The organism is Stenotrophomonas sp. WZN-1 (assembly GCF_002192255.1).
Taxonomy (GTDB): domain Bacteria; phylum Pseudomonadota; class Gammaproteobacteria; order Xanthomonadales; family Xanthomonadaceae; genus Stenotrophomonas.
In genome coordinates this window covers 708,116-723,111 of the sequence record NZ_CP021768.1, presented here as the reverse complement: position 1 = coordinate 723,111, position 14,996 = coordinate 708,116, and the positions used below count along the sequence as shown (strand labels likewise).

Below are 14,996 nucleotides of genomic sequence, written 5' to 3'. Positions count from 1 at the left end.
TGGGCTCGGCTCTACACCGGCTTGTCGCTCGCGATATCTATCAGCGTCTGCCGGAAGCTGGGCAACAGCACACGGTTGCCATGCCCGCTCAGGTGATCGTTGTCGAAGAACAGCGGTTCACCCTCTTCCACCGCCGAACAGGTCTGCGGCCCGCACAGTAGCGGCAACGGGTCCCACACCGTCAACGCGGGATAGCGCGCAGCCAGCTCTGCCAGCAGTGCCATCTGCGGCACGCGCAGCATTTCCAGCTCCGCACGCGGCATGCTAAGACCGCCGGCACACGCCGGGTTGCGGCGGTTGAACCAGTCCGAGCAGCGATAGGCTCCGGCCTTGAACAACGGCAGCGGTGCATCCACCACCACGTGTACACCCAGCTTCTGCAAACGCCCAAGAACACGATCGGCCTCATCGCCCGCCGCCTGCGCATGGGCCGGCGTACGCTCGGCCAGTAGTTGTTGATAGATCTGCTCTGCATCCTGCTGCTGCCAATCGAACCCACGCAGCTCCGGCATGCGCAGTGCCGCCAGCAGCACAATGTCACCTGGGCGTGCCTCGCTCTCGATGGTCGACAGCGCGTCTTCGATGAAGCCCTGGCAATTAGCCGGGCTGGCCCGCAGCAGGTTGACGAAGCTGCAGCCGCCGCGATCCTGCTGGCGCACCTCCATGCCGGTCTGCCGCGCCACCATGCTGGTCAGCGTGCGGTAGGCCGCCGCATGCGAATCGCCCACCACAAACAGGCGCCGCCCCTCCAATGCTGGTGCACTCACCGGCTCCAGCGGGCGCCACGCCGGGAAGCGACGCGCCTGCCATGCATAGCCGTCGCGGGTAACGCTGAGCGAGATCTGCTCGTGGTACTCCACCGTGGCCCATGCACCCGCACCGCACAGCGCCACCACCGGCAGCGCCATCGCCAGCACCTTGGCCGGTGCCAGGCGCAGCAGCGGCGCAGCGCTGCGCAGCGGGCGTTCGATGAAGTGGTAGGACGCGGCGGATACCGCCAGCAGCAGTAACGGATACAGCCACAGCGCGGCGCCGTGCAGGCCGTAGGTCCAGCGCAGCAGCACCAGCAACGGCCAGTGCCACAGGTACAACGAATAGGATAGCCGGCCCAGATACGCCAGCGGCGTGCACCCCAACGCGCGGCCGATGGGCGATGTGCCCGGCGACGACACGCTTGCCAACAGCAACAGCGTGCCGGCCACGGTGGCCAGTACGCCCGGCACCGGCATCGCCAGCTGGGGGGCGATTACTACGCCTGCGACCAGCAGCACCAGGCCGGCACCTGCAACCGCGTCCCCCCGCTGGGCGGGCACGCGCGTACGCATCCACTGGTACAGCAGTGCGCCTGCAGCCAACTCCCAGAACCGAGCGGGCAAAAGATAGAACGCCGCCGCCGGCGCCGTCTTTGCCTGCCAGGCCGCCCACGCCAGTGACAGCACGGTGAGCACCGGCAACAGCCAACGCGACCACGGCCAGCGCTCACGCCCACGCAGCCAGACGAAGAACAGCAGCGGGAAGACCAGATAGAACTGTTCCTCCACGCCCAGCGTCCACGTGTGCAGGAACGGGTTGAGTTCCGCGCCGGGCGAGAAGTAGTCGTCCTGCTGGCCGGCCAGCACGATGTTGCTGAAGCCGACCAGCGCGGCCCAGCCGGTCTGGTCGAACTGCTCGTTGCGCCACGCGCGGGGAATGAACAGCGCCGACAGCACGAAGGTGGCCATCAACATCACCAGCAATGCCGGCAACAGGCGCAGCACGCGGCGACGATAGAAGTCGAGCAGCAGGGCGCCCAGCGACGCATGGGTGCGCGAGGCCAGCGACTGGCTGATCACGAAGCCGGACACCACGAAGAACAGGTCGACGCCGGTGAAGCCACCGGGCAGCCATGTCGCATTGGTGTGGAAGAGGATGACGGCCAATACCGCCAGTGCGCGCAGGCCATCGATGGCGGCGTTGTGGGAGCGTTCGGGAGGAGACATGCAGGCGACCGGCTACAAGCGATCCGGCAGCATCGCCAGCGTTGGCGCAGTCATTCAATGGACAATCGCGACAGACATAGACATCGTTCAGGTCCGGTCCCTGCTCGCCGCAGTTGTAGAGCCGAGCCATGCTCGGCTGCGATTCGTTCAGATCGCAAGAAAGCCGCGCTGCGCGCGGTAAGTCGAGCATGGCTCGACTCTACAAGGAAGCGCCGGGCATGACCCGGCGCTTCCGCATCCCCATCGCTTGTTACCAGGCCATGCGCAGGCCCAGCTGGCCACCCACGTTGCGGTAGCCGTGGTCACCGCGCTGCGCGCTCATGCCACCCCACGCGCCCCAGCGCTGGCCCAGCTTCACCTCGGCACCGGCCTGCACTTCATAGCGGTTGCGCGGCACGTCCGCACCCAGCGTGTCACTGTTGAACTGCAACGTATTGGTGCCACTACCACGCAGCCAGTTCACGCCCAGGTATGGCTGCACGGTGTTGCCGGCCGCAGTGCCATGGCCGAACACACGCACGCCCACACGACCGCTCAGGCCACCCGCGTCGGCCTGGTCGATCACCGTGCCGTTGCTCTCCAGGTGGCGGTCGGCGCGGAAATCGACATACGACAGCTGCAGCTGCGGCTGCACATACAGCGCGCTGGCGGCGCCCTGCCACGCGTTGAAGGTGTAGCCGGTCTCAAGCGACGCACTGGCCATCCGCGAATCGTAGTGCTCCGGCGCCAGGCCGATGCCCTGCACGCGGCTGTCGAACCGGCCATGCTGCAGGTTCGCATCAATGTACGCACCCTGCGTGCCATCGCCATCCTGCAACCAGGTGCCGTATACACCCACGGCGCTACCACGCACGCGGCCCTTGGCGCTGTAACCGGTCAGCCCGGACACCACGCTGCTATCGGTGCGGCCACTGCCGAGCATCACACCGAACGCAGCATTGCCCGACCGAAGCACATCGCTGCCGATCTGCAGCAGCGACGTATTGCCATCCACCGACAGCTGACCACCCACGGCATTGAAGTCGGCATTGCTGCGGCCCACACGCGCCCAGGCTTGGCGCTCGCCACCCCGCATTGCCAGCCCGCCTCGATCATTCAAACGATGGGAGAACATGTTGACCGCGGCCGACTGGTTGGCGAGATAAGCACCTACCTCCGGGCGCAGCACCGGCGGCGGCATGACCGGATTCCCTGGATCAAGCGGGCCGCCTTCGCCACCTTCACCCGGGTCTGGGCCCGGGCCCGGATTGACCGCACAGCCAGGGGCCGCCGGATCCTCCGCACAGCGATCGAACCACTGCGAACGCAGATACCAGTTGCCATCGGTGGGATCGGCCAACCCGCCCTGGAACAGGAAGTACTCGTACGCCCCCCCCACCGCGCGGCCCACCAGCGCGTAGCTGGCCAGCGACGCACCTTCGATTTCGATCAGTTGGATGCCATCCACCGTCGGCGCGCCCACGCCACCGATGTTCTTCACCGCCACCAGCGCATCACCGGAGGTATCACCGCGCACGTGCAGGCGATCCATGGCGCTGTCATCGCCCCCGAGCGCGCCCTCGAACAGGAACGTCGCCCCCTCGCTGTGCAGGTCACCATCCACGGTGAGCGTGTTGAAGCGGCCACTGCCATCGGACAGCGCCACGCCGCTGTTGAGCACCTGCAGCTCACCCACGCGGGCGTCGCCGGTCAGCGTCCATTGGCTGCCGCCTTCAATGGCCATCGTCTGCACCAGATCCGACGAACCCTGCCACAGCGACCCATCCGCCAGGCGCACATGCACGTCCGACTGCGGCAGCAATCCCGCGTCCTCGTCTTCCGGGGTGATGACGATGTCACCCACCATCTGCGAGTGCCCCTCCAGCAGCACGTCGAAACGCCCGGCCACCGCCGCATCCAGCGCCAGCGCGATGCCATTGCCACCCGATACCAGCGCGCCGTTGGACAAGGTCAGGCCCGGATCACGACTGCTGCGCAGCCAGATCCCGCCATGCTTCTCGCTGACCAGGCTTCCCCCGTTGATCTGCAGTCTGCCACCTTCAACGATCGCCGCTGCCCAGGCACCTTCACCCTCAGTGATCACGTGAGTATTTGCCAGGGTCAACTCGCCCCGTCCATCTGCCAGCACACCGTGGGCTTTCTGCCCTTGCGTGCGCAGGACGCTGCCTACCAGGTGGACGCTGCCACCTTTGCGCGCGGTGGCACCATAAGCACTCTCACCCTCGGTCAGAACATCGACGTTCCAAGCTGAGATGGCCGGCGTGGTGATGTCGTTTCCAAAAGTATGCAGCGCATGGGCATTCATGCCCGTGGTATGCAGCCGGGTCTCGCTCAGTGTGGCGTCACCCTGGTACACGGCGACGGCGGGATTGTGGTCGCCACCGGTAGTGATCGCTGACGCGTGCACAGTCGCCTTGCTGTTCCCCTGCACCGACACGCCCACGCCATTGCGCACGGTGATGCTTGAGTTCTCGACCCCGGCCTCACCATCCGCAAGACCAAGATCGATACCGCTCTTCTCGGCCTCGAGCTGGCTGTTGCGCATGTCCAGATACGATCCTTTGCGAAGACCAATACCCCAGGTTCCATCCATTACCACGTCGTCCAGCAGCAGCGATCCACCACCGCTGGTGGCGAAGCTGATGACGCTTGCGTTGGCACCCGCCGTATGGATACGCCCACCACGGAACTCCACATCGCCGGCCACAGACAGACCCGAACCTGCGCGCTCGTGGACCAGGTTGATGTCCACATTCTCCAGCAGCAGCTGGCTGCCCAGGCCACTGGAAATGCCCGATGCACCGGCACCGGTTCCATTGATCTGCACATCGCGCAGGGTCGCCCGCGCGTTGCCGCCATACTCCAGCGTCACCGCGCTGCCGGAGGTGTTCTGTTCAAACCGCACCTGCTCGACCAGCGCACTGCCATCGCTGACGACCAGGCCACTGGCACTGTTGTGCGTCTCGACCACGCTGTCGCGAAGCTGCACATCGCCGCCGCGCACCGACACCCCGTGCCCCAGCCCGCTGCGGGTAATGATGTGGACATTGCTGGCCTCCAACGTTCCACCTTCAACGCCGATGCCGACGCTGGCCTGTCCCTCGGTTTCAATACGCGTACCGGTCAACGTTGCGGCGCCGCCACCGGCAATCGAAACACCGGCAGCACCGTAGCCGGTGGTGATGATGCTGCCACCGGTCAATGCAACGAGGCTGCTGGCTCCCTCCACGCGCACAGCTGCGGCGCGCATGCCCTCGGTGCGCAGATTCACCTCGCCCGCAGGCACGATCGTGCCACCGTTGAGTGCATGGAAGGCGTAGCCGGCGGGATTGCCAGGCTCTACCGGTTCGCTGGTCTGGTAGTCACCTGCAGCCGGCGTCTGGTCGTCACCATCCGCAACGACCTGCTGGGCGTGCACAGGAAGGGGCGAGCAAAGAAGCATCGCCAGCGCGACAGGCAGCGCGCGACGAGGGGGGAACAATGGGTGCACGACAGGTCTCCTTAAAATCCGAGACACATGTTCCACACGCGTTTTCCGGGCGGATATCGAATCTCTTGCAGGAGAGGTGCGACCTGGGGTCGCAGTTGTAACCAGCGCATGAACCGCATGCCGGGCTAAGCGAGCTTTGCAACTATTTGCATGGGACGGATGAGGGCTGCGAGGGAGACTGCAGGCCAATTGAGACACATCATTTCGTAGAAGCCTCTTTGATCACCCCGCGTTCACCGCTCCCTGGCGTATACGTCACCCGGCTGAACAGGGGCCAGCAAGGCAGGATCGATGTCGTTACCACCGATTCCCCCAGCAAAGGACCATTTCATGAGCCATCCCCTATCCAAAATCGCTCCCCTGCCCCTGCGTCCGCTGGTACACGGCCTGATGCTGGCCCTCACCACGCTTGCCGCCGGCCCCGCGCTGGCGGGTGATCTGGACAATCAGAGCGCCGAGGTCCAAGCCGGTGACCCGGTTGAGGCCTGGACGCTGGTCAATGGATCCTACCTGCACGTCAGCGGTGGCCAGACGCTTCAGATCGTGGCAGATGACGATTCCGAGCTGGACATCTGGGACGCCGTTGTGACCCGAAGCGGAGCCAGTCAACGCGCGATCACACTGAACGACTCGGCCTATCTCGGCCTGGCCAGGACGCAGGTCCTCGGCGGCATTGGCTTGAAGGGAGGAACCACTCGGGCAGTCCTGTGGCAGAGCTCGATCGCAGTGACGACGGCGGGGCTTGCACCCAGCGAGCGTCTTGCGGTCGGCGTTGACCTCTCGTCTTCAGCCACAGGGAACGGCGCTGCAAGTCCCCACGCAACCCTGGATGCGACATCCGTTTATGTGGAAGACGCCCCCGATCCCAGCCTCGACCTCGCCAGTGGTATTGGCGTGCGCATGCAGTTCGGTCAAATGGATATCGTCAACGGCTCGCACATCCAAGCGTCCAACATCGGCGCAGCGCTGTGGGGGACGACAAACCCGGACGAACGCATCCGCCTGAACATCGATGATTCCACGCTGAAGTCGGGACGCGGGGCGGCGATCCGGGTCAATGCGGCCAATGACAACACCTACGACATCACCGTCGCCAATGGTGCGCAGCTGTTCGGCGGCGACGGCAACCTGCTGCTCGTTGGCCGCGACAACGGCGTGGCCACTACACGCACCGACGTCAACTTCAATGTGGACAACGCCCGGCTGGCCGGCAACGTTACCTCCGACCCCACCAGCGCCCCCACTGCCCAGGTCAACGTCTTCCTGCGCAACAAGGCACAGATCGATGGCCGCTTCTTCAACGTCACCTCGGCCAGCATCGACAGCGACAGCACCTGGCTGATGACCGGCGACAGCAACGTCGGCCACCTGGCCCTGGGCAACACCGGCACCGTTGCACTCGGCAACGGCACCACCTTCAATACCCTCAACGTCGATAGCTTCGACGGCGCGGGCGGCACCCTGCTGTTCAACACCCAGCTGGGCGACGACAGCTCGGCTACCGACAAGCTGATCATCAATGGCGATGCCAACGGCCAGGCCAACGTGCGCGTGCTTAACGCTGGCGGTGCCGGTGCGAAGACCGACAAGGGCATCGAGTTGATCCGCGTGGGCGGTGTGTCCAACGCGCAGTTCGATCTGCAGGGCCGCGCGGTGGGTGGGCAGTACGAGTACTTCCTGTTCAAGGATGCGACCAACGGCGGCTGGTACCTGCGCTCGGAACTGGCCGGTGCGCCGGACCCGTGCCTGGTGGATCCCACGCTGCCGGAGTGCACCCCGATCGATCCGGTGGACCCGGTCGATCCGATCGACCCCACGCCGGTGCTGCGCCCGGAAGCCGGCGCCTACCTGGCCAACCAGTTCGCGATGGACCAGCTGCTTCGCCATGGCTGGCGTGACCGCCAGGGTGGCAGCACCTCCGCCGTTGATGGCGTGCGTGGCTGGGCCCGTGTGGATGCCACGCAGAGCAAGCTGTCGGCGGTGGAAGACCAGCTGGACCTGCGCGTGGACCGCTCGCGCCTGCAGCTGGGTGCAGACATCGGCGTGTTCGACAACGGCCAGGGCCGCGTGGGCGTGATGGGCACGCTGGCCAAATCCGATGCCACCTCGCGTTCGCAGCTGACCGGCTACAGCGCACGCGGCAAGGTCAACGGCGGTGCGCTGGGCGTGTACGGCAACTGGAGCAGCGATGCACTGTATGTGGATGCCAGCGTGCAGCGCGGCCAGTTCCGCAACCGCGTGCAGGGCGAAGGCCTGGCCGAGGAACGCTACGACTCGGATATCTGGCAGAGCTCGCTGGAAGCCGGCTACCGCATCGGCCTCGGCCAGATCGGCAACACCGCGCTGAGCCTGCAGCCGGAGCTGCAGCTGGTCTACACCGATGCCAACACCGACCGCCACGAAGAAGCCAACGGCACCGTGGTGCGCAGTCTGGGCGACAGCGGCCTGTCCGGTCGCATGGGCCTGCGCCTGCAGGGCGAAGGCCGCAGTGCCGCCGGCGCATCGGTCAGCCCGTATGTGGTGGCCAACTGGTACCGCGATGGCGCCAGCAACGGCATGGCATTTGATGATGAAGCACTGAAGGCCAGCGTGCCGCGCAACCGCTACGAATTGAATGCCGGTGCGCGTGTGGACTTCCGTTCCGGGCTGAGTGCGTGGGGTGGCTTCGGCGTGATGCGGGGTGACCATGGTTACCGCGAAGCGAGGGCCAATCTGAGCATGGCTTACAAGTGGTGAGAAAGAGCTGAAACGGCGCCGGGGCAATCCGGCGCCGCTTTTCTTTGCTCTTGTAGAGCCGGGCCAACGCTCGGCTACGTTCTGCATCAGCCAAGCAAGCTCGGCGCCAATGGCAAGGAACCATGGACCTGTCTGGTCAGTGTTTTCTTCCGGCAGCGATCCACTCTTTCGGGCTGATTTGGGCTGATTTGGGCTGATTTGGGCTGATTTGGGATGATCCGGGCTGATCCGGGCTGATCCGGGCTGATTCGGGCTGATTCGGGCTGATCCGGCCAAGGTGAACAAATCAGGCTCTGCCACCCGATGTCCGCACCCCGCTGGTATCGCTTCACATCTCAGCACCGCGAACATCGGTTCTCGTCGCTGGAAAATTCGCCCCCGAAAACCAGCAGTGCTCCAGCATCCCGACCAATGAATGCCTGGGTATCGACAAACACCCCGACGAAGGCGAAAGCGTCACTTTACGTAAATCAGGACAAGGCGTCCGTCGTCTGTGGGATGCAGTTGCAGAAGAACGTCCCGGCCATTCTTGTGGGACATGGACCAGCAGACCGCCTGCCAGCCGGCCACTGAAGCCGATGCCACGTCGACGAAGTGGTGGAGCGCGCTCGACTCTACGATGCGAGCGGCGAAGAATGTCGCATTCGGCAGACGGTGCTCTCCGCTGCCTGCCAGCCACGAAATTCCAACACTTTCGAAGTTTCCAACAATTCTCATTGGCAGCATTGGCGCTTCATGCAAATCATGTGGCGCCACCGACAACGGGTGGCACGGGCTTCCAATCCCGTTAGGTTGATGTGTTGGTTACGCTTGCCTGCCGGCGTCGCTCTTTCCTTGTTGGGTGGCGTCGGCAGGCATTCTGTCCGCGCACCTATGGCGGGCGGTGCGTGGGGGCCTCGTGCCCGCCGGCGCTTCTACATCGACCTCCGGTATTGGAACCACGCACCGTCCGCCACCCTCGCTGTTAAGCGGGGTGGCCTCTTGCCGCTTGCACAAGGACGCCGCCATGACCGCTTCCCCCTACCCGCACCTTTTCGCCACCCTGGGCGACGCTGCCATGCGCCTGCCGGATGACCTGGCGCGCACACTGGAAGACACGTTCGTATCGCTGCAGACCGGCAACAGCGCCGGGGCCATCACCCTGCAGGCCTGCCTGCAGTACATCCGCCAGGGCGATGCGGCCGATGGCCAGCCGTGGCCCGGCAACAACCACACGCCCGGGCAGCGCCTGGCATTGGCGCGCATTGATCGTGCCAACGCGGGGCTGAGTTTCCTGCTGGAACTGCTGCACGCCACCGAACGCGTACGCGTGGACGGTGATATCGACCAGCAGATGGGCGATGGTGCGCGCGAGGGCCTGCTGCTGGCCTGCCGTGGGCTGGCCGAGTATGTGGATGTGCAGTTGCGGGCGGCGTGACGCCGGGCGATGCCGATGCGCGTGCGCTTCGGTAGGTGTCGACCTTGGTCGACACATTCGTGCCAACCAAGGTTGGCACCTACCAGAGCAATGCCGAGGTGCTTCACTGGGGGTCAGATCCCTTTGCGCCGCAAAGGGATCTGACCCCACCCCGAAGTTTGGCACCCACCAGAGCAGTACCGCTGCGGCTACGCGAAGTGCTGGTAGCCGCCGTCGGCGGCTTCGCCATCCACGTGCACGCCCTGCCCTTCGGCGATGCGACCGATGCGGGTGAGCGGCACGTCCAGCGATTCGGCCAGGTAATGCAGCGCATCGCGCTGGTCGGCGGCAGCGGTGAAGCACAGTTCGTAGTCGTCGCCACCGCGCAGTGCGCAGTCGCGCGCGCCCTCGCGGCCGAGCAGCTCACGCAGCGCGTGCGAGATCGGCAGCGAATCGGCATCGACGTGCGCGGCCACATTGCTGCGCGTGGCAATGTGGCCCAGATCGGCCAGCAGGCCGTCGGATACATCCACCGCGGCATGCGCGAATGCACGCAGGCGCAGGCCCAGGGTCACGCGCGGCATCGGCCGCAGCAGGCGCAGGCGCAGGCTTTCGTAGTCGGCCAGCAGCGTGGCGGTGGTTACGCTCAGCGCGCCCTGCTGCCACAGGCGTAGCGCACCGGCGGCGTCACCCAGCGTGCCGCTCACCCAGATGTCATCGCCCACCTGTGCGCGATCGCGACGCAGCGCCTGGCCACGCCCGACCTGGCCCATCGCAGTCACCGACAGCGACAGCGGACCGCGCGTAGTGTCACCGCCGATCAGCGCGATGTCGTGTTGGTCGGCCAGGGCGAAGAAGCCATCGGCAAAGGCCTCGATCCAGTCTTCAGAGGCTTCCGGCAGCGACAACGCCAGCGTGCACCACGCCGGGCGCGCACCCATCGCGGCGAGGTCCGACAGGTTGACCGCCAGGGTCTTCCAGCCGATGTCGAAGGCCGGTGTTTCCACCGGGAAGTGGACGCCGCTGTTGAGCGTGTCGGCGGTGACCACCAGTTGCTCATTGGCACGCGGCTGCAGCAGCGCGGCGTCGTCACCGATGCCGAGCAGGATGTCGTCGCGCTCGAGGGTGCGGGCGCGGATGCGGTCGATGAGGGCGAATTCGGCCAGGGACATGGGGCGTTCCGGCGGGGTGCATGGATGGGCGACGGGCGCGGGCGGATGATGCCGACGAGGTGGAACCGGCGGGGCGGAACCGACCGGGTAGAGTCGACTGTTAGTCGACTGCTCTCCCGTCCAACATCATGACCGCCGATCAAAAAGCAGTCGACTAACAGTCGACTCTACCAAGGCAGGATTCCACGCCGTTCGGAGTCCGGAACAGGTTCCCAGCCATGCCAACCAAGGTTGGCATCTACCAGGAGCAGAAACCGGGTCAGTGACCCGATTCGACCTTGCGCCATTCCACGGCGGCACGATCCAGCACGCCGTTGACGTAGGTGTGGCCGTGTTCAGAACCGAAGCGCTTGGCCGATTCGATGGCTTCGTTGATCACCACGCGGTACGGAACGTCCAAGCGGTAGCGCAGTTCGTAGGCGGCCAGGCGCAGCACCGCGCGTTCGATCGCGTCCACTTCCTCGATGCCACGGTCCAGGTACGGGCCGAGCGCTTCGTCGATGTCGCGGCGGTTGTCGAGCACGCCGTGCAGCAGCGCTTCGAAGTACGCCAGGTCGGCGATTTCACGGGCCTGCTCGTGGGCGAACTGGGCGATCAGCGACTGGGCGTTGCCGCCGGAAATCTGCCAGGCGTAGATGGCCTGCACGGCACGACGGCGGGCGCGCGAGCGCAGCACCGGATCGACGCCATCGCGGCGGACGGGTTTACCGGAGGGCTTGCCCTGGGTGTTCTTGTTCATGGCAGCTGCTCCAGAAGATTGACCATTTCCAATGCGGCGAGTGCGACTTCCTCGCCCTTGTTGCCGTGGCTGCCGCCTGCGCGGGCCTCGGCGTCTTCAACGCGTTCGACCGCCAGCACGCCGTTCAGCACCGGCACGCCGAAATCCAGCTGCACGCGCATCAGGCCTTCGGCGCAGCGGTCGGCCACGTGTTCGTAGTGGCGGGTATCGCCACGGATCACACAGCCCAGGGTGAGGATGGCGGCATGTTCATGGGCGGCGGCCAGGCGCGCGGCCACCAGCGGCAGTTCCCAGGCTCCCGGCACGCGGATCACGTCGATGCTGGCTTCGGTGATGCCGTTGCCGGCCAGGCTCAGGCGGGCGCCTGCGACCAGCGCGTCGGTGATGCGGGCGTTCCAGCGGCTGGCCAGGATGGCGAAGCGCGCCGATTCGGGAGTGCGAAGATCGCCTTCGAAGTGGCTCATATGCGGCTTGGGGGACTCGATAAGGGGGTAATTCTAGCGTGGATGGGCCCCGGCCGTGGCCGATGGGGACCTGCAGGGTGTGCCGACCAACGGTCGGCACCCACCGGTGGCACGGGGTCGGCACCCACCGATAGTGCCGGCCGCTGGCCGGCACTACCCATTACAGGGTGACCGTCTCCACCACTTCCAGGCCGTACCCGGCCAGGCCGATCTGGCGGCGCGGGGTGCCCAGCACGCGCAGCTTGCCCAGGCCCAGGTCGGACAGGATCTGCGCGCCGGCACCGTTGCGGCGCCACTGGCCCACGTCCTTGTCCTTGCCCGGCACCACCGGCGCCGGCTGCTGGCGCAGGCGGGCCAGCAGGGCTTCGCCATCGCGCGGGGCCGACAGCACCACCATCACGCCCGCGCCCTCGGCATCGATCGCACGCAGGGCATCGGTGGCGGCCACGCCGAAGTCGTCACGGCGCCAGTGCAGCAGGTCGGCCAGCGGGTTTTCCACCTGCACGCGCACCAGGGTCGGCGTTTCGGCATCCGGGTTGCCACGGACCAGCGCGAAATGCAGGTCGTGGGCGATGCGGTCGCGGTAGGTCACCAGCTTGAACGGGCCGAATTCGGTATCGATCTCGCGCTCGTCCACGCGCTCGACGGTCTTTTCGGTGGCCAGGCGGTAAGCGATCAGGTCGGCGATGGAACCCATCTTCAGGCCGTGCTCGCGGGCGAACACTTCCAGCTCCGGGCGGCGCGCCATGCTGCCATCCGGGTTAAGGATCTCCACCAGCACGCCGGCCGGTTCCAGCCCGGCCAGCATGGCCAGGTCCACGCCGGCTTCGGTATGGCCGGCACGGGTCAGCACGCCACCCGGCTGGGCGATCAGCGGGAAGATGTGGCCCGGCTGGTGCAGGTCCGACGGCTTGGCGTTGGGCTTCACCGCAGTGCGGATGGTGTGGGCGCGGTCATGCGCCGAGATGCCGGTGGTAACGCCCTCGGCGGCCTCGATGCTGACCGTGAAGTTGGTCTGGAACTGCGCGGTATTGGCCTGCACCATCGGCGCCAGGCCGAGGTCGGCAGCGCGGGTGCGGGTCAGCGGCAGGCACACCAGGCCGCGGCCGTGGGTGACCATGAAGTTGATGTCCGACGGCTTGACCAGTTCGGCGGCCATGATCAGGTCGCCTTCGTTCTCGCGGTCTTCGTCATCGACGATGACGACCATGCGGCCCAGGCGGATGTCTTCCAGGATCTCCGGAATCGGGGCGAAATTCATGCGCGTGCTCCTTCGCCCAGCAGGCGTTCGACGTAACGGGCGACCAGATCGATTTCAAGATTGACCGCGCTGCCCACGCCCGCGGCGGAGAAGGCGGTGTTGGCCACCGTGTGCGGGATCAGGGCGACTTCAAAGCCTTCGTCGTCCACCTCGTTGACGGTGAGGCTGACGCCATCCACGCAGATCGAGCCCTTCTTGGCGATGTAGCGGCGCAGCGAGGCCGGCGCGGCGAAACGCCAGCGCTGGGCTCGTGCGTCTTCGTGGATGGACAGCACCTTGCCGAGGCCGTCGACGTGGCCGCTGACCAGATGGCCGCCGAGGCGGTCGGTCGGGCGCATCGCGCGTTCAAGATTGATGACTGCCCCTTCGGACAGCTGGCCCAGCGTGGTCAGGCCCAGGGTCTCGGTGGAGGCATCGGCCTGGAAGCTGCTGGCGTCGAATGCGATGACGGTGAGGCAGACGCCGTTGATGGCAATGCTCTCGCCCATCTGCACGTTGTCGAACGGCAGATTCCCGACATTGAAGGTGAAGCGGACATCGCCGCCGATGGATTCGCGTGCGGCCAGACGGCCGACGCCTTCGATGATTCCAGTAAACAAGTAACGTTCTCCGCGAAAAGTGAGCGAAAAACGCCGCAAGGCAAACAGGCGCACGCAGGGCATGAGCCCTGTGGCACCGTCTTCTTTCATCCGGACTATGACCGTCGGCTCCGGCATTGGACCGGATCTGCTGACCCCCGGCCGTGGGCCGGGGCGCTCGCGGGCTCGTGCTTGCGCACCTACCGCCGGTGGGGAATTGCACCCCGCCCTGAAGACGTTTGTGTACCGGCGAACCGGCGCAACTAGTGTACCAGCCCGTGCTGAACGGGGTCGGATGCCACAGCTGTGACGTCCGTCGCTCGCATTTTGTAAAACTTTCATTAAAATCCGCAGCGGACGACATGAGGTCGCCACGGGCAGCCGCGAGGGCAGGCCCGCCAATGGACTGAAATTCATAGGAATTCCCATGCGCAAGATCCTGATCGTGGCTGCCCTGCTGGCCGCCGCCCCGTTCTCGGCTTCGGCCGACGCCCTGAGCTACACCTACGTGGAAGGCGGCTGGACGCAGGTCCAGGTTGACGACAACGCACTGGACGACCCGAAGGTCGACGGTGGCTACCTGCGTGGCTCGGTCGCGCTGGCCGAGCAGGTCTACGTGTTCGGTGGCTGGTCGCGCACCAGCAAGACCCGCCACTACGGCGAAGACTCGCTGAAGCTGGAACTGAACCAGCCGGAGCTGGGTATCGGCTACCACATGCCGTGGACCGACCGCGTCGACTTCACCGCCGATGCCTCCTGGGTGCGCCAGAACGCCGAATCGACCCTGCGCTATGACGGCGTGCGTTACCACGGCAAGGACCACACCAACCTGGGCCGCGTCACCATGGGTATCCGCGGCAAGCCGTCGCGCATGACCGAAGCCTGGGCCAAGGCCGGCTACATGGATGGCGGCAACAACTACAAGGGCACCTGGGTCGGCACCGTCGGCGGCCAGATCAACTTCACCAAGACCTGGGGTGTGGTGGGCGAAATCGCCGGCTACCGCGACGTCACCCAGTACTCGGTCGGCGTCCGCGCCAGCTTCTGATTGCCCGATCCTCGTCGTGCGATCGAACGGGCCCTGCAAGGGGCCCGTTTTTTTTGGCCCGCGCGCACTGCCACGTGACCCCATCGCGCCATCGAAAATCCACGCAGATGCGCTAGGCTTGCGCGCCTCTGGA

General features: G+C 65.8%; 10 protein-coding genes and 1 riboswitch. Of the genes, 3 read left to right on the top strand and 7 right to left on the bottom strand.

The features are described from left to right. Positions 1 to 11 precede the first annotated feature (11 nt). Positions 12 to 1,979 (bottom strand): acyltransferase family protein, encoded by a 1,968-nt coding sequence (locus tag CCR98_RS03270; RefSeq protein ID WP_087921521.1) that lies wholly within the window; start codon positions 1,977 to 1,979, stop codon positions 12 to 14. A gap of 250 nt (positions 1,980 to 2,229) precedes the next feature. Next, complete coding sequence (locus tag CCR98_RS03260) at positions 2,230 to 5,421, bottom strand: autotransporter outer membrane beta-barrel domain-containing protein (RefSeq protein ID WP_087921519.1); 3,192 nt, start codon at positions 5,419 to 5,421, stop codon at positions 2,230 to 2,232. Positions 5,422 to 5,799: 378 nt separating this feature from the next. Between CCR98_RS03260 and CCR98_RS03255 the strand changes: the two genes are divergently transcribed. Together CCR98_RS03255 and CCR98_RS03245 are read left to right on the top strand one after the other, a co-directional pair. Next, positions 5,800 to 8,205 carry an autotransporter outer membrane beta-barrel domain-containing protein gene (locus CCR98_RS03255; protein WP_087921518.1) on the top strand — a complete coding sequence of 802 codons (2,406 nt, stop codon included), beginning with the start codon at positions 5,800 to 5,802 and terminating at the stop codon, positions 8,203 to 8,205. A 1,006-nt stretch (positions 8,206 to 9,211) separates the two neighbouring features. Then, the gene (locus tag CCR98_RS03245) at positions 9,212 to 9,622 is read left to right on the top strand and encodes a hypothetical protein (protein ID WP_087921516.1); all 411 of its coding nucleotides are present in this window, start codon (positions 9,212 to 9,214) and stop codon (positions 9,620 to 9,622) included. Positions 9,623 to 9,810: 188 nt separating this feature from the next. Here the strand turns inward: CCR98_RS03245 and thiL are convergent, their stop codons facing one another. From thiL to CCR98_RS03220, 5 genes are all read right to left on the bottom strand, one after another. After that, the gene (thiL, locus tag CCR98_RS03240; protein WP_087921515.1) at positions 9,811 to 10,773 is read right to left on the bottom strand and encodes a thiamine-phosphate kinase; all 963 of its coding nucleotides are present in this window, start codon (positions 10,771 to 10,773) and stop codon (positions 9,811 to 9,813) included. Positions 10,774 to 11,032: 259 nt separating this feature from the next. Continuing rightward, entirely contained in the window at positions 11,033 to 11,512 is a 480-nt protein-coding gene (gene nusB, locus CCR98_RS03235) for a transcription antitermination factor NusB (RefSeq protein ID WP_005408062.1), read from the bottom strand. After that, positions 11,509 to 11,976, bottom strand: a complete 468-nt coding sequence (ribH, locus tag CCR98_RS03230; RefSeq protein ID WP_087921514.1) for a 6,7-dimethyl-8-ribityllumazine synthase — start codon at positions 11,974 to 11,976, stop codon at positions 11,509 to 11,511. The genes nusB and ribH overlap by 4 nt, the downstream gene beginning before the upstream one ends. Positions 11,977 to 12,136: 160 nt before the next feature. After that, a complete protein-coding gene (ribB, locus tag CCR98_RS03225) occupies positions 12,137 to 13,237 on the bottom strand; it encodes a 3,4-dihydroxy-2-butanone-4-phosphate synthase (RefSeq protein ID WP_087921513.1) in 1,101 nt (366 codons plus the stop codon). Beyond that, positions 13,234 to 13,836 (bottom strand): riboflavin synthase, encoded by a 603-nt coding sequence (locus CCR98_RS03220; RefSeq protein ID WP_087921512.1) that lies wholly within the window; start codon positions 13,834 to 13,836, stop codon positions 13,234 to 13,236. The genes ribB and CCR98_RS03220 overlap by 4 nt, the downstream gene beginning before the upstream one ends. Positions 13,837 to 13,910: 74 nt before the next feature. After that, positions 13,911 to 14,056, bottom strand: a riboswitch (FMN riboswitch). Positions 14,057 to 14,242: 186 nt separating this feature from the next. Here CCR98_RS03220 and CCR98_RS03215 point away from each other — a divergent pair. Continuing rightward, entirely contained in the window at positions 14,243 to 14,863 is a 621-nt protein-coding gene (locus CCR98_RS03215) for a hypothetical protein (protein ID WP_087921511.1), read from the top strand. The last annotated feature ends 133 nt before the right edge of the window (positions 14,864 to 14,996 follow it).